This is a genomic window from Zavarzinia sp. (assembly GCF_041650655.1).
GTDB lineage: Bacteria > Pseudomonadota > Alphaproteobacteria > Zavarziniales > Zavarziniaceae > Zavarzinia.
Window position 1 is genome coordinate 1 of sequence record NZ_JBAZKR010000001.1, and the last position, 16,757, is coordinate 16,757.

Below are 16,757 nucleotides of genomic sequence, written 5' to 3' on the forward strand. Positions count from 1 at the left end.
GCTTTCTTCGATCGGGCCGCAGGACGACGAATATCGCGCGCTGAAGCGCCTGCTCGCCGAGTACCGCGCCATTGCGGCGGCCGGCGGCTGGCCCATGGTCGAAGTCGGCGGTCCCAAGATCACCCCCGGTGCCGTGGATTCGCGGATCGTCGCCATTCGCGCCCGTCTTGCCGTGACCGACGGGGCCGCGGCCGAAGCCTCGCGCCCGACCCATTACGATCCCGCCCTGCTCGATGCGGTGAAGCACTTCCAGCTCCGTCATGGCCTGAAGCCGGACGGCGTCATCGGTAAGGAGACCCTGGCCGACATGGCGACCTCGGTGGAAACCCGGATCGGCCAGATCCTGGTCAACATGGAACGCCGGCGCCAGCAGCTCGACGACCTGGGCCCGACCCGGATCGTCGTCAACATCCCGGAATTCACGCTTCGCTATTTCGAGGACGGCACGCTCGCCTTCACGACGCCGGTGGTGATCGGCCGGCTCGAGCGCAAGACGCCCCTGCTGCAGAGCAGGGTCTCCAACGTCGTGCTCAATCCGCCCTGGTCGGTGCCTGCGCGGAATGCCGGCGAAGACATCGTGCGCAAGCAGATCAACGACCCGAATTACCTGACCGGGCACGGCTATACCGTCTATGCCAACGGCCAGCCGGTAGATCCCACGACCATCGACTGGTCGCAGATGCCGCGCAGCAGGGCCTTCCCCTACCGCCTGCGGCAGAGTCCGGGGGCCGGCAACTCGCTGGGCCGCCTGAAGATCAATTTCCAGAACGACTACGCCGTCTATATGCACGACACGCCGGAGAAGGAACTCTTCGCGCGCGACATCCGGGCCTATAGCTCGGGCTGCGTCCGCGTGAAGGATCCCTTCACCCTGGGCGCCCATCTGCTGCGCGACGTGCCAGGCTGGGACCGCACCCGGATGGACGCCACGGTGGCCAGCACGACTTCGACCATCTTCATCAACGTCGTGCATTCGATCGGGGTCCGCATCACCTATGTCACCGCCTGGGTCGACGCCGACGGCAATGCCCAGTTCCGCGACGACCTCTATGGCATCGACGCCCGCATCCAGAAGGGGCTGGGCCGCCCGGTGATGCTGGCCGACGGGATCTGATCCTTTCGCTGAAACAGGATTCGCCCGGCAGGTAGTCGCCTGCCGGGCGAATTCTTTTTCGCAATGCAGCGATGGGTGTGACAATTTAGTCCCAGTTGTGAAGGAAATAATCGGCCATTTCGACGCCATCTTGACCGTACCGGGGTTGCAACACCGTCAGCTCTGAGTAATCTCAACCCGTCGCCGGCCAAGCCGGTGATTCGACAGGAAAATCAGGGCATCGCGCGAGATGCCGCAGGGTTTCTGACTGACGCCGTGTTCGGGCAAGGGACACGGTAGGGGCAAGAGGGGTGCAGAGATGGCGTTCGAGCGTCTGTTCAGTCGCGTGAATTCGGTTGCCGTTTCGGATGGCGCCGACCCCCGGCCCTCCGCCGATACTCCCGCTCACAGCCGTCGCCAGCTGCTCGGTTTCGGCGCTGCAGCAGTCGCAGCGGTCGGTCTGGCCAAGCCGGGTTCGGCCCTGGCGGCCACCGGCGGCACCCGCCGCCTCCACCTCGTGAACATGAACACGCAGGAGAGCTTCGACACCGTCTACTGGCGGGACGGCTACTATGTGCCGGAAGCCCTGCAGAAGCTGAACATCGTGCTGCGCGACCACCGCGCCAACGAAGTCCACCGCATCGACCCGCAGCTCTTCGACCTGCTGGTGGCCATGGGCCAGCGCCTCGGCATCGGCGCCCAGGCGGTGCAGATCGTCTCGGCCTATCGCGCCCCCCGCACCAATGCGATCCGCGCCGCCGAAAGCCGGAGCGTGGCCCAGCACTCCTTCCACATCCAGGGCATGGCCCTCGACATCCGCCTGCCGGGCTACGACCTGCGCGGCATCTACAAGACCGCGCTCGACCTCGGTGAAGGCGGCGTCGGTTTCTACCGCCGTTCCGGCTTCGTCCATGTCGACACCGGCCCGGTCCGCACCTGGGGCTGAGGTCATGGGAGGCTGAACTCCCGAACGATCGGTGCTAGCGTGAAACGGGGCTTCGGCCCCGTTTTTCATGGCATCGGGGGATGCTGGGGGGGGCTCATGCGCGTCTTCGGAGGGGCGGCGGCGGTGTTGGCGGCCGTGCTGGCTTGCGGCCCGGCGCGGGCCAATGATTCCAGTGCCGCGATCGGGGCCGGCGGCCTCGAACTGGTCCAGGACCACGACATCACCATGGTCTCGGAGGATCTCCGCATCGCCGCCGACCGGATCGATGTGCATTATCGCTTCCTGAACCAGGGCATGGCCGACGCCGACCGCGTGGTCGCCTTTCCTTTGCCGCCGCTCGATTTCGCCGAACTGGAAAACACCGGCTGGGACATCCCGAACCGGCAGAGCACGAATTTCGTCGATTTCCAGGTCAGCGTCGACGGCAAGCCGGTGACGCCCTCGCTCGAAGCCCGGGCCTTCGTCGGCCAGCGGGACGTTTCCGACCTGCTGCGCCCCTTGGGCCTGCTCGAACCATCAAAGCTGCTGCTCTGGGCCGAGGATGATCCCTTCGCCAAGGCGACGCCCGCGGCGATGGACGAGCTGGAGAAACAGGGCCTGATCACCCGCGACCCGCCGGAGCCGGACGGCACCCGCTACACCCATCCGAAGTGGACGCTGAAGGTCAGCTACTACTGGCACCAGACTTTCCCGGCCGGCAAGCCGGTCGAGGTCGACCACCATTACCGCCCGGTCACCGGCTCCTTCATGCTCTATCCCGAAGTGATCCGCGAGGCGGCAATGGTGCAGCGCTTCTGCATCGACTCCGGCGTCCGAAAGGCGATCGCCCAGCGCTTTGACCTCGAGAACGAGGAGGCGGGCGTCTTCGTGGTCGACTATATCCTGACCACCGGGGCCAATTGGGCGGGGCCGATCGGCCGCTTTCACCTGACCGTGGACAAGGGCGCGCCGGACAATGTCGTCGCCTTCTGCGCCGACGGCGTGAAAAAGACGGGCCCGACCACCTTCGAGGTCGAGAAAAAGGATTTCGTCCCGACCCGCGACCTCTCGATCATGATCGTGCAGAAGGGCGACTGAGGGCGGCGACCGGCGTCTCGCCCAGCACGAAGTCGAGGGCGGTGGCGAAAGTGTCCGGCGGGGCGCGCACATGTTCGCCCGGCACTTCCCGGAACAGGGCCGGGATCCCGTTGGCGTCGAGCAGGCGGCGGGCGGCCGCCATGCCGTCGGCCCGGGCGGAGGCTTCGGAATCGCCCCGGAGCAGGGCGAAGCGATAGCCCCTGAAGGCCAGCACGCCGAGCCCGTCGTCGCTGCGCCAGCCGCAGCGGCTGCCCATCACCACGGCGCCGCAGAAGGCCTGGGGGCTGATCAGCGAAAGCGCCCAAGAGAGGTCGCCGCCCATCGAGAAGCCGGCCAGGGCGACTTGGCTCCTGTCGATCGCGAAACGCTCGCCATTGGCATCCAGGGTCGCCAGCACGCGCGCGTCCCAGGTCTCGACCAGGTCGGCGAAACGCTCGCCCGTGGCATAGTCCGAGGCGGAGTTGGAGCCCGGCGGCAGCACGGCGACATAGGTGCCGCGCCGTGCGTGTTCGGCGGCATAGGAACGGTAGAGATCGGCGGAGGTGCCGCCGGTCGCCGGCAGGAAGACCACGGCGGGCCAGCGCAGGCCGGTATCATGGCCGGGCGGCGGCACGATCCGCGTGCCGTCGGCCATCAGGATGCCGTAGTCCTGGCGCCGGCCGACCGGGCCTGGGGGTGGCTGTGTCCCGCTGCAGGCGGAAGCCAGCAGGGCGAGTGTGCCGGTGATCAGCAGGCGGCGGTCGACGGATGGCATTCTGTCCCCCCAATTCGCCTCCGATTCGCCCGCCGATTCTGCGCCTGTCCGGCGCAAATTTCATCAGCGGGCGGAAAGCACGGTGGTACAGGCGGCGGGCAGGGGTTTCGGCTTGGCCGGCGCCGGTTTCGGCGCGTTGGGATCGGGCGGCGGGGCGGGGCGGAACCAGGCGGCCAGCGTATCGTCGCAGCCGTCGCCGGTCGGCACCGGGTCCTGTTCCTCGCATTTCGGGCTGTCGGTCGGGCAGCGCAGGCGGACGTGGAAATGCTCGTCGTGGCCGAGCCAGGGGCGGAGCTTGCCGATCCAGGCGCGTTCGCCCGGGGCCAGCGTGCCGCAGAGATATTTCTTGATGTGGAAGTTGACGAAGATGCGCGCCACCTGCGGGTCGGCGGCGGCGAGCTTCAGCATGGCGAGCTGGGTCCGGCCGAAGCGCGCGGGATCGACCGCGCCGCCGTCCGCCGTCAGCATCGAGGGCGGATCCTCGAAGGTTTCGCGCGCCTGGGGCGAGAGCGGGCCCGGCGTGAACATGATGTCGGCGTCGATGCCGATCTGGTGGCTGCGGTGGCCGGTCGCCATCGGGCCACCGCGCGGCTGCGACATGTCGCCGATCAGCATGGGCTTCATGCCGGCGGCGATCAGCTTCTTGCCGAGCCGGGTCAGATAGTCGATCAGTTCGGTATGGCCCCAGAAGCGGTTCCGCCAGCGCCGCAGCACTTCGAAGCCGGTGCCGTCCGGTGCCAGCGAATGGGCGCCCAGGATGCAGCCTCGCGCCGGCCCGCCGATCGCCTGCACCGTGCCGGGCGCCGGGGCCGAAATCTTGGCCCAGGGCGTGTCGTAGCGCGTCTCGGCCGCGGCCGATCCGCCGGCCAGCAGCAGGGTGGCGAGCAGCAGGCCGCGCAGCATCAGCGCGCCTGGCGGCGCTGGTCGATGCGGCGCTGGAACGAGCGCAGCACGATCCGGTAGAGCTCGTCCTTCAAGACATTGTCCTCCACACCGAGGTCGATGTTGGGATTGTCGTTGATTTCGATGACGAAGACACCGTGTTCGTTCTGCTTGAGATCGACGCCGTAAAGCCCGTCGCCGATCAGATTGGCGGCCTTGAGCGCGGTCTCGACCACTTCGCGCGGCGCCTCGTCGACCGCCCAGGTACGCCCGGCGCCTTCGGTATAGGTGCCGCCCTGCTCGTGCTTCACGATCTGCCAATGGCCCTTGGACATGAAATATTGGCAGACGAAGAGAGGTTTCCTGTCCAGGATGCCGACCCGCCAGTCGAAATCGGTCGGCATATATTCCTGGGCCAGGACCATCTGGCTCTCCTTGAACATCTCCTTCAGGATCGCGTCCAACTCGTCCCGGTTGGCGGCCTTCTTCACGCCCCGGCTGAAGGAACCGTCGGGGATCTTGAGCACGACGGGCCAGCGGAATTCCTTCTCGATCTCGCCGATCCGGTTCTTGGCGAAGATCATGGTGCGCGGTGCCGGCACGCCGTTGCCGGCCAGCAATTCGGCCAGATAGACCTTGTTGCCGCAGCGAAGGATCGAGGCCGGATCGTCGATCACCGGCATGCCTTCCTCTTCCGCCCGCTTGGCGAAGCGGAAGGTGTAATGCGGCACCGAGGTGGTATCGCGGATGAACAGCGCGTCGAACTGCGGCAGTTTGGCGAAATCCTTCCGCGTGATCAGCTCGACGTCCATGCCGAGTTCGGAGCCGACGCGGACGAAGCGGTGCAGGGCGCGGGCGTCGCTCGGCGGCAGCTTGTCGTCGGGATCGTGCAGGATGGCGATGTCGTAGCGCGGCACCGATTTCATGCGCGGCTTCACCCAGCGCTTCTGGGTGTAGGACTCGAGCGCCGAGAGGAAGAGCGCGTCCAGCTCGGCCGGCACTTCCTTGGGGGCGAGGGCATGCAGCGCGGCGATGTGCCAGGTGCCGTCCTCGCACTCGATGTCGAGTTTCAGGAGGGGGGTGCGGAAGCGGTCGAACACCGCCTCCGCCAAGTTCTCGAAATCGGCATCGTCGGTCTTGCCGAAGAAGACGAAGAGCTCGGCCGGCGCCTTGCCGGCGGCGCAGGATTTGAGGCAGCGCTTCAATTCGCCGTCGAGGTCGGGTAGGGCGCCCTTGTAGAGCGCGCGCTGGTCGAGTTCCAGGATGGTCGAGACCGAGGGGATCACGCGGTCACGCCGGGCTTCCGCCAGCAGCGAGCAATAATAACCGACCGAGAGATAGGCGAAGTCGCGGCAGAGATTCACGACCTTGACGTTGCGCAGCTTCAGCTCTTCGGCATGGTCGAGATAGTCGAGGACGGTGATCACCCGTTGACCCGGGTCGTCCCAGCGGAAGTCGTGGCGTTTCTCGACGACGATGGCATGGGCGGGCATCTGATCTCCAATCAGGACTGGTGACGGCGGCCCTTGATCACCACCGCCGCTTTCTGCTGGCCGCGGCCGAAGCGGGCCATGCGTTCGAATTCGGGGCGCGCGATCGGCATGCGGATCGAATCGCCCTCTGTCCGGTCGTCGTAAACGGTCGGATCATTGACGTAGACGAAGTGCTCGTCCACGTCGGAAACGGCAATCCAATGGGGCTGTTTCTCGCCCGCCATGCGCCAGGTCGAGACGAGAACGAGGGGCACTTCGCCCGCCGTCACCCGCTCGACCAGGGCGGAGAGGCCGAGCACGCCGCGGGTCACCGGAATGCCTGCCGCCTCGACCTGTTCCACCATGTCCTCGTGGACCAGTTGCACGACTTCCTTCTTCTCGGTGCCGCGCACGCTGTTGAGGAGAAGGGCGTTGTCGTCGTTGACGAAGATCTCGACCTCGAAGCCGCGGCGCCAGGCGGCCAGTGCCAGGCCGTGGGCGGAACAGCCACCGTGGCCGGCGGTCATGAAGATCGTGGTCGCCTCGCGCCACAGCCGCAGTTCCTCGCGCCGGTCCAGCGGCGAGGCGGGGTCGAGGGCGCGCATTGCCATCATCAGGGCCGAGGGGCCGCAGGTGAAATCCAGCGTCTGGGCGTAATAGGGCAGGGTGCGGACGGTCGGCCGCGGTGCCTCGGCCAGGGATTTCTCCAGGCGGAGCGCCCGCTCGCCGTCCTCGTAATAGCTCTCGTGCACGCCGAAGCGGCGGAACCCGGCCTTTTCGTAGAGGTGCCGGGCGGCGAGATTGTCTTCCCGGACCTCGAGGCGGAGCACGGCGCAGTCTTCCCCGCGTGCGGCCTCGATCGCGGCGTCGAGCAGGGGGCGGGACAGGCCCTTGCCCCGTGCCTCCGGCGCCACCGCCAGGGAATAGAGCCGGGCGATCCAGGTGCCCTGGTGGAACAGCAGGCTGGTGTAGCCGAGGATCGTCCCCGCGTCGTCTTCGGCGATCAGGGTGCGGGCGTGGGCCTTGGTGAGCAGGTGGCGGAAACTGCGCGAGGACAGGCGGTCGCCGGAAAAGGCGCGCGCCTCGATGTCGAGCAGGGCCGGCAGGTCGGCCTTGGTTGCCGGGCGGATCATCACCTTGTTGGAGCACGGAACCGGGGCCGGCTTCAAGGGTTCGCATGGGATGGCTTGCATGCCGGAAGCGGTGGACGGGGCGGCTTGATGCACGGCCGGCATCGACCCATTATCTCCACCCCGGGGAGGTGGAAATGGTCCGAACGCTGTTGACGGTCGCCGCCGTATTGGTCGGCATCGCCTTTGTTTCGAGCGGTACGGGCCTGCTGGCCACCACCGTCGGCATCCGCCTGGCGCAGCACGACACGGCTTCGGTCATCGTTTCGCTGGTGCTGACCGGCTACCCGCTGGGCTTCCTGCTCGGCTGCCTGCTGGGGCGCCAGGCGATCGCCGCCGTCGGCCCGGTGCGGGCCTTCGCCGCCTTCGGCGGGCTCGCCACCGCTTCGGCCCTGGGGCTCGGCCTGACCGACGATCCTTACGTCTGGACCGCACTGCGCGCCGGCGCCGGCTTCTGCTCCGCCGGGCTCTACATGGTGACGGAGAGCTGGCTCAACGCCCGCGCTACCGCAGGCACGCGGGGCGCCGTGCTCGCCACCTATATGATCTCCGACAAGCTCTCCTATGCCGGCGGCCAGGCCCTGGTCGCGGTGGCCGATCCGGGCGGGGTGGTGCAATTCATGGTCGCCGCCATGCTGTTCGGCCTCTGCCTGGTGCCGGTCTCGCTCTCCCGGGCCGAGGCGCCCTTCGTCGGCGGCGCCAAGAGCTATGGCCTGCTCCGCCTGTTCCGGGTCTCGCCGGTCGCGGTCGCCGCCACGCTCGGCTGCGGGGCGGCCAATAGCGCGGTTTCCATGGCGGGGCCGACCTATGCCTCGGCGATCGGGCTCGACACCGGGCAGATCGCCCTGTTCATGTCGCTGATCTTCATGGGCGGCCTCACCCTGCAATGGCCGATCGGCTGGCTCTCCGACCGTTTCGACCGGCGCAGCGTGCTGTTCGGCGCCTTGTTGGCGACGGCGACCGTGGCTATCGTCACCGCCCTCATGGGCAAGTCGGCGGAAGCGCTCTATGTCGTCGGCTTCCTGTTCGGCGGTGTCGCCTTCGTGATCTATCCGCTCGCGGTCGGCCACGCCAACGACTTCATCGCGCCGGGCGAAGTGGTCGGCGTCTCTGCCGGCCTGCTCATGTCCTGGGCGATCGGCTCGGTCGCCGGGCCGCCGGTGGCCGGCCTCATGATGGGCTGGATCGGGCCTGCCGGCCTGTTCGCCTTCGTTGCCGGGATCTATGTCGTGATCGCCGGCTTCACGCTCTACCGGATGCGCGTGCGTCAGGCCACGCCGACGGCGCAGCAGGGCCGCTTCGTCGCCATGCCGACGGCGCCCGTGGTCTCCTCCCTCAACCCGCGTTCCGACCAGGACGGGGCGCGGCGATTCGGCGATTGAACGAAGGGCCGAAGCCCGCTACCACCATGGGCAGTCAAGCGCCGGCAAGGCGTGAGGGGAGACCATGGAACGATTGAGCGGCCTCGACGCCTCCTTCCTCTATCTGGAGACGTCGACCAACCACATGCATGTGGGCGGGCTTCTGATCCTCGAATTGCCCGAGATGCTGCGCGCCGGCTTCTTCGACCGGGTGAAGGCCCTGGTCGCCAGCCGCCTGCATCTCGCCCGCGCCTATCGCCGCCGGCTCCAGATGGTGCCGCTCGACATCGATCATCCGCTCTGGGTCGAGGACAAGGATTTCGACCTCGACTTCCACATGCGCCATATCGCCGTGCCGCCGCCCGGCACCATGGCGGACCTGATGGAACTGGTCGCCCGCCTGCATTCCCGCCCGCTCGACCGTTCCCGCCCGCTGTGGGAATTCTATGTGATCGAAGGCCTCTCCGAAGGGCGGGCGGCGGTCTATACCAAGATCCACCATTGCTGCATCGACGGGGTGGCGGGTACCGAGCTCATGGTCTCGCTGCTCGATTTCGACGTCGTGCCACGGGAGGTGCCGCCGCCCGAGACGCCCTGGGTGCCGGACCGCGCGCCGAACGAGATCGAGGTCCTGGCCCGCGCCGCCGTGCATGGCGTCGTTCAGCCGCTCTCCATGTTGCGCCGGGTGCCCAAGCTGCTCGGCACTGCGTTCAATGTCGGCCGGCGCGCGCTGGAGCCGGGCGCCCATCTGCCGCCGGCCCCCTTCCAGGCGCCGCGCACCCTGTTCAACCGGGCGCTCACGCCGCACCGGCGCTTCGCCGTGAAGACGATCTCGCTGGCCGAGGTCAAGGCGGCGAAGAACCTGCTCGGCTGCACTGTGAACGACATCGTGTTGGCGATCTGTTCTGGTGCGCTGCGTGCCTATCTCGCCGAAAAGAACGACCTGCCGGACAAGCCGCTGATCGCCATGTGCCCGATCTCGGTGCGCAGCGAGGCGCAGAAGGGCGAGCTGAACAACCGCGTCTCGGCCATGCTGGTCTCGCTCGCGACCGAGGTCGAGGATGTGATCGCGCGCGTGGCGGCGATCAAGGAATCGACCCGCGAAGCCAAGGATTCCTACAAGGCCCTGCCGGCCGACATGCTGCGCGACTGGTCGCTCTTCGCTGCCCCGGCGGTCGCGGCGCGGGCGGCCCGGCTCTATTCCCGCTACAAGATCGCGGATTATCACCGCCCGCCCTTCAACGTGGTGATCTCCAACGTGCCGGGGCCGGGCTTCCCGCTCTATCTCGCCGGCGCCAAGGTGCAGCACATCTTCCCGGTCTCGATCCCGGCCGATACGATCGGCATCAACATCACCGTGCAGTCCTACATGGACCACGTCGAATTCGGCGTCATCGTCGACCGCGAGACGGTGCCCGACGTCGACCATTTCGTCGACCTGCTGCAACCCGCGCTGGACGAACTCCGCCAGGCGGCGGAAGGCCGGGTGGCGGCGGCCGAAGAGGTCGCGGCCAAGGTCGCCGAACGGGCGAGGCCCACCCTGGGTGCGGGCCGGATCAAGGGCACGGTCGAGGAAATCGCGGGGAAGCGGCGCGGCCCCGCGGCCTGAAGCCCAGGCGGCCGCGACGTCTTCCGCGCGGGGCTTGAGTGCAGCCCGGCGGAACAGGCAGACTGGCGTCGAAGACCGCGGCAAGCGCGGCGAGGGGAGGACGGTATGGAGCTTCGCTTCAGCGATGCGGACGAGAAATTCCGCGCCGAAGTGCGTGACTTTCTGACCAAGGATCTGACCGAGGAACTGCGCCAGGCCGGCAAGGCCTCGACCAGCGCCTTTTCCGAGCGGGAATGGAACCTGGGCTGGCTGAAGATCCTGAACGCCCGCGGCTGGGCGGCGCCGGACTGGCCGGTCGAATATGGCGGCACCGGCTGGACGGTGAGCCAGAAATATATCTTCGACACCGAATGTGCCCTGGCCGAGACGCCGCCCCTGAGCCCCATGGGGCTCCGTATGGTGGCGCCCGTGATCATGGCCTTCGGCCGGCCCGACCAGAAGGAATTCTACCTGCCGCGCATCCTGGCCGGCGAGGATTACTGGTGCCAGGGCTATTCCGAGCCGGGCTCGGGCTCCGACCTCGCCTCGCTCAAATGCAGGGCGACCAGCGACGGCGACGATTACATCATCGACGGCACCAAGATCTGGACCACCCAGGCTCATTACGCCAACCGCATGTTCGCCCTGGTGCGCACCGATTTCACCGTGAAGGCGCAGGAGGGCATCACCTTTCTGTTGCTGGACATGAATACGCCCGGCATCACCATCCAGCCGATCATCACGCTGGCCGGCGACCACGAGGTGAATCAGGTCTTCTTCGACGGCGTCCGCGTGCCCAAGGCGAACCGGATCGGGGCGGAGGGCCAGGGTTGGACCATCGCCAAATATCTCCTGGTGCACGAACGCGGCAATTCCTTCGCCGCGCGGATCCGCGTCGGCCTCGAGAAGGTGAAGGCGATCGCGCAGGAGACCGGGGCGGCCGAGGACGGCGATTTCACCCGCCGCCTGGCCGAGGCGGGCGTCGCCCTCGAAGCGCTCACCATGACCGAGCACCGGGTGATGGCGGCGATCAGCCAGGGCGCCATGATGGCGGCCGAATCCTCCATGCTGAAGACGCTCGGCACCGAACTCCTGCAGCGGGTGAACGAACTCGGCATCGAGGCGCTGGGCAATGCCGCGATCCCCTATGCCCACGACTGGACCAGGCCGGGTGCCAACGCAACACCCCTCGGCCCCGCGGCGGCGCCCGTCTTGATGGCGCAATATCTGAACAACCGGGCCGCCTCGATCTATGCCGGCGCCAACGAGATCCAGCGCAACATCATGTCGAAACTCGTGCTCGGACTCTGACGCCATGACCGAAGCCCCGGATCCTCTGCCCCGCGCCTATACGCCCACCAAGGCGACCGAGCTCGGCGTCGCGGCACGCCTGGGGTTTCGAAACCTGCGCCGTCGCCTTACCGGCGGGGCGGCGCCGGCGCCCGATCTCGCCGGCTTCCGGCGCCATTTCCAGACGGTCCTGAAGCGACTGCCGGCCGGCACATTGGTCGACGCCCGGCTGGTGGAACTGCCCTCGACCCAGAAGCCCTGGACCGGCAGCGGCATCAGGCTCGATCCCGGCGACAAGGTCACGGTCTTCTCGATCGGGCGGACCGACCTCGCCAAGCCGCTCGACATCTGGGTGGCGCCGCCCTTCCAGCTCTGGTTCAAGCTCGGTGCCGGGCCGGTCTTCCGGGGCACGAGGGCGAGCCATTCCTTCGTCGCCGACAAGTCGGGCGATTTCTCCCTCGCGTCCTATTTCCCGGGCGAATGGGCGACGCCGGACGGCCGCCTGGGTACCGATCCGGCCGATTACGAGAAGGTTTCCGGCACCATGCTGGCGGCCGTGCTGGTCTGGGCCGTGCCGATCGAGGACGGGCTTCGCGCGCTCGCCGCCCTCGGTGATTTCGAGGGGCTGGTGGCGGGCGAGCTGGATCGCCTGTTCGCCGGGCGGGAGCCGCCGGACGGCTGGAAACACCTGTGGCTCCTGGGCAATTCCGAGACTTTCTTCCGCTGCGAGGTCCCGGGGCACGAACGGGCGATCGGCTGCGATACCAAGCGCGACGTGGCGATCCTGCAATATGACGCCGATATGCCGCTGGAGCCCGGGCTGCGCCTGGAATGGCAATGGCGGGTCGACCGCCTACCGGGCGACCTGCGGGAGGATTCGCTGCCTTCCCACGACTATCTGTCGATCGCGGTCGAATATGACAACGGCCAGGACCTGACCTATTACTGGAGTGCGGCACTGCCGATCGGCACCGTCTACCGCTGCCCCCTGCCGACCTGGAAGACGCGCGAGACCCATGTGGTGCTGCGCAGCGGCACGGCCGAACTCGGCCATTGGCTGGGCGAGACGCGCGACATCCATGCCGATTATGGGGCCGCGATCGGCGGTGCCATCCCTGCGCGCGTGAAACGGGTCTGGCTGATCGCCAACAGCCTGTTCGGCCGCGGCCGGGGCGAAGCCACTTTCGCCGATATCGCCCTGGTCAAGGGCGAGCAGCGCATCCCGGTCGGCTGAAACGAAATGGGGCGGCCGAAGCCGCCCCCGAAACGTCACGACGACTGACGATCAGCCGGTATAGGGGCGGATCAGGATTTCGACGCGGCGGTTCTGCTGGCGGCCGAAATCGGTCGAATTGTCGGCCACCGGCTGGTTCTCGCCCATGCCATAGGCGTTGATGCGCTGGGCGACCACGCCGCGCGACAGCATGTAGGACGCGACCGAGGACGCCCGGCGTTCCGAGAGCTGCTGGTTCATCTGCTGCGAGCCGACATTGTCGGTATGGCCGACGACATCGACCAGCGACTGCGGATATTGCTGCAGCACGCCGGCGATCTGGTCCAGCGGCTGATAGAACTGCGGCTGGATCTCGGACGAGCCGGTGCGGAAGGTGATGCCGCCGGGCAGGATCAACTTGATGTTGTCGCCGACGCGCTGCACCTCGACGCCGGTGCCGGCCATCTTCTGGCGCAGCTGGCGTTCCTGTTCGTCCATGTAATAGCCGACGGCACCGCCCGCCAGCGCACCGATGCCGGCGCCGATCAGGGCGCCCTGGCCGCGGTTGCCGGCCACCGCGGCGCCGACCCCGGCGCCGAGCAGCGCACCGATGCCGGCACCGGCTCCGGTGTTGGAGATGCGGCCGTCCTGGGTGCAGGCGCCCGCGAGGCCGCCGACCAGGGCGAATACCACCACCTTCTTGAACATCGTTGCTTCCTCTTGCTTCCGTTCCGCCCAGCGCCCCGTGAACGCCGCATATTATGCGCGCGGCGGCCATGGTGCCAGCCCGCACCTGTGATCCGGATCACAGACCCCCGCCTTTGATTGCTGAACCCCGCCGCATGGCCTGCGGTTCCGCGCTTCCCGGCGGCTATTTCCGCCCGAGAATGGGGCCGAGCTTCATCGCGACGGCCATGTTGCCCTCGACCTTCAGCTTGCCCATCATGAAGGCGGTGGTGCCGTCCAGCTTGCCGTCCGCCATGGCTTTGAAGTCGGCCAGGCTCACCTTGATGGTGCAATCGGCCGGCAGGTCGTCGTTGGTGACCGTGTTGGGTGTCGCCTTGCCGTCGACCAGCACCACGCCCCGGTCGCCGAAGACGAATTTGAGGCTGGCACCCAGCCCGCAGTTCTCGCCGACCCGAGTTCTGATGTCCTCGGTGATCTGGTGAATCGCTTCCCCGTCCATGCCGCATTCCCCCCGTCTTGCTGCCGCCCCAGGATAGGGAATCGGGCGGCGCCGGCCAATCCTCCATTGCTTGCGGCGCTCCGTCGCCCCCGATAGGGTGCCAAAAAAACATGTGAGGAGAGCCGAGCGTGACGATCGAATTGACCGCCGAAGGGCCGGGGCCGGAACGGCTGTGGCGTGATGCCCTGGCGGCGGGGCGTTTCACCCTGCCCCATTGCGCCGCCTGCGGGCGCCATCACTTCTTCCCCCGCGTGCTGTGCCCGCATTGCGGCGCGCGGACCACGTCGCTCCGCCCCGCCAGCGGCCGCGGCACCGTGCATTCGACCACCGTGCTGCGCCGCCGGCCGGAAGAGGGGGGCGATCTCAACATCGCCCTGATCGATCTCGCCGAAGGGGCGCGCATGATGTCCCGGGTCGACGGCATGGCGCCCACGGCCGTGACTATCGGCCTCGCGGTCGAAGCCCGCATCGTGACCGAGGACGGTGCCCCCGTGGTGGTCTTCGTGGCCGGGGAGGGGGCGTGATGGCACATACCCTTCGCGGTTCCGCCGCCATCGTGGGCGCAGGCCAAGCCGGCATCGGCGAGGCGCCGGGCCGCAGCCATTTCGACCTGATCGCCGACGCGACCCATGCCGCCCTGGCCGAGGCCGGGTTGAAACTCTCCGACGTCGACGGCGTCTTTTCCGCGACCATGGTGAATTCCATGCCGGCGGTCTCGGTCGCCGAATATCTGGGCCTCCGCCCCAAGGTGACCGAGGGCACCAATACCGGCGGCTCGTCCTTCCTCGCCCATATGCAATGGGCGGCGCTGGCGCTCCAGGCCGGGCTCTGCGAGGTCGCCCTGATCACCTATGGCTCCAACCAGAAGACCGGCGCCGGCAAATTCGTCACGACCAGCGAGGTGGTTCCCTTCGAGGCGCCTTACAAGCCGCGCTATCCCGTTTCCGCCTATGCCCTGGCGGCGGCCCGCCACATGCACGAATTCGGCACCACGCGGGAACAGCTCGCCGAAGTCGCGGTCGCGGCCCGGACCTGGGCCAATCTCAACCCCGAAGCCTATGCCCGGGGGCCGCTCACCATCGAGGACGTGCTGAAGTCACGCATGCTGTCCGACCCGCTCACGGTGCGCGACTGCTGCCTGGTGACCGACGGCGCCGGTGCCATCGTCATGGTGCGGGCCGAACGGGCCAAGGATTTCCCCAAGGCGCCGGTCTATCTGCTCGGGGTCGCGGCGGAGAATTGGCACCGCTGGGTTTCCTCCATGCCGGACCTGACCACCTCCTCGGCCAGCCGATCCGGCCCGCGGGCGATGGAAATGGCCGGCGTCGGCCACGCCGACCTCGACCTCGTCATGCTCTATGACGCCTTCACCATCACGCCGATCATGTTCCTCGAAGACCTGGGCTTCTGTCCCAAGGGCGAGGGCGGGCGTTTCGTCGGCGACGGCAAGCTCCGCCACGGCGGCGGTTTCCCGCTCAACACCAATGGCGGCGGGCTCTCCTGCGTGCATCCCGGAATGTACGGGCTGTTCCTGCTGATCGAGGCGGTGCGCCAGCTCCGCGGCGAATGCGGGGCGCGCCAGCTGGATGCGCCGAAACTCGCCCTCTGTCACGGCAACGGCGGCCACTGGTCGTCCCAGGTGACCGCGGTTCTCGGCCTCGAAGAGACGCTCTGACGAAGCCGTCCAGCCTTGGCCGTCATCGCCGGGCTCGACCCGGCGATCGACGTCTCTCGGTCCGGCGCGCTGTTCTCGTGGATGCCCGGGACGAGCCCGGGCATGACGATTGGAGGGATTTGACCGATTACAGCCCGTCGAACAGCGCGGTCGAGAGATAGCGTTCGGCGAAGCTCGGGATGATGGCGACGACCGTCTTGCCTTCCATCCCGGGCCGGGCCGCCACTTCGAGGGCGGCGGAAATCGCCGCACCCGAAGAGATGCCGCAGGCGATGCCCTCGAGGCGGGCCGCCTTGCGGGCGGTTTCGAAGGCGGTCTCGTTGCCGATCGTGATGATTTCGTCGATCAGGCTGCGGTCGAGCACGGGGGGCACGAAGCCGGCGCCGATGCCCTGGATCTTGTGCGGGCCGGGCTGGCCGCCGGAGAGCACCGGGCTGTCCTCGGGCTCGACCGCGACCATCCTGACACTCGGCTTCAGCGACTTCAGGACCGAGCCGATGCCGGTGATGGTGCCGCCGGTGCCGACGCCGGAAATCACCACGTCGACCGCACCCGCGGTGTCGTTCCAGATCTCCAGCGCGGTGGTGGCGCGGTGGATCGCCGGATTGGCCGGATTGGCGAATTGCTGCGGGATGACCGCGCCGGGGATGTCCTTCACCAGTTCCTCGGCCCGGTTGATCGCGCCGCGCATGCCCTTTTCGGGCGGCGTCAGTTCGAGCTGGGCGCCCAGGATCAGCAGCATCTTGCGCCGTTCCATCGACATCGATTCCGGCATGCACAGGATCAGCTTGTAACCCTTGGCGGCCGCGACGAAGGCGAGCGCGATACCGGTGTTGCCCGAGGTCGGCTCGACCAGGGTGGCGCCCGGCTTGATCTTGCCCTCGGCTTCGAGGGCTTCGATCATGGCGACGCCGATGCGGTCCTTGACGCTGGAGAGCGGGTTGAAGAATTCGAGCTTGGCGAGCACGTCGGCCTTGGCGCCCGCCTGTTCGGCCAGGCGGTGCAGGCGGACGAGGGGGGTGTCGCCGATCGTCTCGGTGATGCTGTCGTAGACGCGGCCGCGACCCGGCTTCTTGTCCGTGGTGGTCAT

The 16,757-nt window shown here is 67.7% G+C and carries 16 protein-coding genes; 9 read left to right on the plus strand and 7 right to left on the minus strand.

Annotated elements, in window-relative coordinates; all coding sequences use genetic code 11:
• The 3 genes from WC493_RS00005 to WC493_RS00015 form a co-directional block, all read left to right on the plus strand.
• The coding region (locus tag WC493_RS00005; protein ID WP_373061186.1) for a murein L,D-transpeptidase at positions 1 to 1,114 on the plus strand (1,114 nt) is incomplete at its 5' end.
• A gap of 298 nt (positions 1,115 to 1,412) precedes the next feature.
• Positions 1,413 to 2,039: a DUF882 domain-containing protein gene (locus tag WC493_RS00010; protein ID WP_373061188.1), complete on the plus strand. Its 627-nt coding sequence runs from the start codon at positions 1,413 to 1,415 to the stop codon at positions 2,037 to 2,039.
• 96 nt (positions 2,040 to 2,135) lie between these two features.
• Positions 2,136 to 3,116, plus strand: a complete 981-nt coding sequence (locus WC493_RS00015; protein WP_373061190.1) for a DUF4424 family protein — start codon at positions 2,136 to 2,138, stop codon at positions 3,114 to 3,116.
• On the opposite strand, the gene WC493_RS00020 is transcribed toward WC493_RS00015, so the two are convergent.
• From WC493_RS00020 to WC493_RS00035, 4 genes are all read right to left on the minus strand, one after another.
• Positions 3,091 to 3,870 carry an alpha/beta hydrolase gene (locus tag WC493_RS00020; protein WP_373061192.1) on the minus strand — a complete coding sequence of 260 codons (780 nt, stop codon included), beginning with the start codon at positions 3,868 to 3,870 and terminating at the stop codon, positions 3,091 to 3,093. The genes WC493_RS00015 and WC493_RS00020 overlap by 26 nt on opposite strands.
• A 63-nt stretch (positions 3,871 to 3,933) precedes the next feature.
• Positions 3,934 to 4,773: a penicillin-insensitive murein endopeptidase gene (gene mepA, locus WC493_RS00025; protein WP_373061194.1), complete on the minus strand. Its 840-nt coding sequence runs from the start codon at positions 4,771 to 4,773 to the stop codon at positions 3,934 to 3,936.
• On the minus strand, positions 4,773 to 6,245 hold the full coding sequence (locus tag WC493_RS00030) for a RimK family protein (RefSeq protein WP_373061196.1): 1,473 nt from the start codon (positions 6,243 to 6,245) through the stop codon (positions 4,773 to 4,775). Before WC493_RS00030 ends, mepA begins: the two co-directional genes overlap by 1 nt.
• A gap of 11 nt (positions 6,246 to 6,256) precedes the next feature.
• Positions 6,257 to 7,357 (minus strand): peptidase C39 family protein, encoded by a 1,101-nt coding sequence (locus WC493_RS00035; RefSeq protein ID WP_373061198.1) that lies wholly within the window; start codon positions 7,355 to 7,357, stop codon positions 6,257 to 6,259.
• Between the two features lie 134 nt (positions 7,358 to 7,491).
• Between WC493_RS00035 and WC493_RS00040 the strand changes: the two genes are divergently transcribed.
• From WC493_RS00040 to WC493_RS00055, 4 genes are all read left to right on the plus strand, one after another.
• A complete protein-coding gene (locus WC493_RS00040; RefSeq protein WP_373061200.1) occupies positions 7,492 to 8,736 on the plus strand; it encodes an MFS transporter in 1,245 nt (414 codons plus the stop codon).
• A 64-nt stretch (positions 8,737 to 8,800) separates the two neighbouring features.
• Entirely contained in the window at positions 8,801 to 10,324 is a 1,524-nt protein-coding gene (locus WC493_RS00045; RefSeq protein ID WP_373061202.1) for a wax ester/triacylglycerol synthase family O-acyltransferase, read from the plus strand.
• A gap of 105 nt (positions 10,325 to 10,429) precedes the next feature.
• Positions 10,430 to 11,614: an acyl-CoA dehydrogenase family protein gene (locus WC493_RS00050; protein ID WP_373061204.1), complete on the plus strand. Its 1,185-nt coding sequence runs from the start codon at positions 10,430 to 10,432 to the stop codon at positions 11,612 to 11,614.
• Positions 11,615 to 11,618: 4 nt separating this feature from the next.
• Complete coding sequence (locus tag WC493_RS00055) at positions 11,619 to 12,827, plus strand: DUF3047 domain-containing protein (protein ID WP_373061206.1); 1,209 nt, start codon at positions 11,619 to 11,621, stop codon at positions 12,825 to 12,827.
• A 51-nt stretch (positions 12,828 to 12,878) separates the two neighbouring features.
• On the opposite strand, the gene WC493_RS00060 is transcribed toward WC493_RS00055, so the two are convergent.
• The gene (locus WC493_RS00060; protein WP_373061208.1) at positions 12,879 to 13,514 is read right to left on the minus strand and encodes an OmpA family protein; all 636 of its coding nucleotides are present in this window, start codon (positions 13,512 to 13,514) and stop codon (positions 12,879 to 12,881) included.
• A gap of 163 nt (positions 13,515 to 13,677) precedes the next feature.
• Complete coding sequence (locus WC493_RS00065) at positions 13,678 to 13,992, minus strand: SCP2 sterol-binding domain-containing protein (protein WP_373061210.1); 315 nt, start codon at positions 13,990 to 13,992, stop codon at positions 13,678 to 13,680.
• Positions 13,993 to 14,120: 128 nt separating this feature from the next.
• Here WC493_RS00065 and WC493_RS00070 point away from each other — a divergent pair, with 128 nt between their 5' ends.
• Together WC493_RS00070 and WC493_RS00075 are read left to right on the plus strand one after the other, a co-directional pair.
• Complete coding sequence (locus WC493_RS00070; RefSeq protein WP_373061212.1) at positions 14,121 to 14,516, plus strand: Zn-ribbon domain-containing OB-fold protein; 396 nt, start codon at positions 14,121 to 14,123, stop codon at positions 14,514 to 14,516.
• The gene (locus WC493_RS00075; RefSeq protein WP_373061214.1) at positions 14,516 to 15,667 is read left to right on the plus strand and encodes a thiolase; all 1,152 of its coding nucleotides are present in this window, start codon (positions 14,516 to 14,518) and stop codon (positions 15,665 to 15,667) included. The genes WC493_RS00070 and WC493_RS00075 overlap by 1 nt, the downstream gene beginning before the upstream one ends.
• A gap of 127 nt (positions 15,668 to 15,794) precedes the next feature.
• Here WC493_RS00075 and cysK read toward each other — a convergent pair whose 3' ends face one another.
• Positions 15,795 to 16,757, minus strand: coding sequence for a cysteine synthase A (cysK, locus tag WC493_RS00080; RefSeq protein ID WP_373061216.1), 963 nt, complete (start codon positions 16,755 to 16,757; stop codon positions 15,795 to 15,797).